Consider the following 649-nt stretch of genomic DNA (forward strand, 5'->3'; position numbering starts at 1 on the left):
AAGAATCGTGTTGCCGATAAGGCGAATTTCCTTGAGCTGCGTACCGACCTGGAACGCGTTTCCGTTCTGTGTGAGCGAACCGTTAACCGACCAAACCGTTTCGGCGACCGTCTCAGCGCTGCCGTTCTGAGTCTGCTGGTAATCAAGAACCAGATTCCCAAGATTGATAAAGTCGCCCGATCCGGAAAGCGTAATTTCGGCGTCCGCGCCAACTGTCACGTTGCCTGCAGTGATGAAATCCTGACTGACGCTGCCGCCGTCATAATCCGTGAGCGACAAATCGGTTTCAACGGATACGCCCGTAAGCGTAATGGTCGTATCGCTATTGAGATTGAAGGAACCGGAAATATTGTGCGGAGCGGTGTCGGAACCGATAACAAGGGCCGAAGACTCAAGCTTGGAGTGCGCATTAACCGTCAGGTCCTTGATATTGCTCGTACCGGAACCGAAATCGAAAACGGCCCCGGAGCCGAGTACGATGCTCGAACTGCCCGCAAAGGCCTCGTTTTGCCCGTCATCGAGCGAGAAGCGGCCGTTACCGAGCGAAAGATCGCCCGTGAAGCTCGATCCCTGTCCCGAATTTCCGAAAACAAGCTTGTTACCCGAGCCGCCGAGGTCGATATTCAGGTCGCCTGCAACGGAAATGATG

General features: G+C 54.5%; 1 protein-coding gene. It reads right to left on the reverse strand.

Annotated elements, in window-relative coordinates:
• On the reverse strand, positions 1 to 649 hold a 649-nt coding region (locus tag H6A60_RS12150; RefSeq protein WP_205104992.1), incomplete at both ends, for a hypothetical protein.

Source organism: Sutterella massiliensis, from assembly GCF_016899755.1.
GTDB classification, from domain to species: domain Bacteria; phylum Pseudomonadota; class Gammaproteobacteria; order Burkholderiales; family Burkholderiaceae_F; genus Sutterella; species Sutterella massiliensis.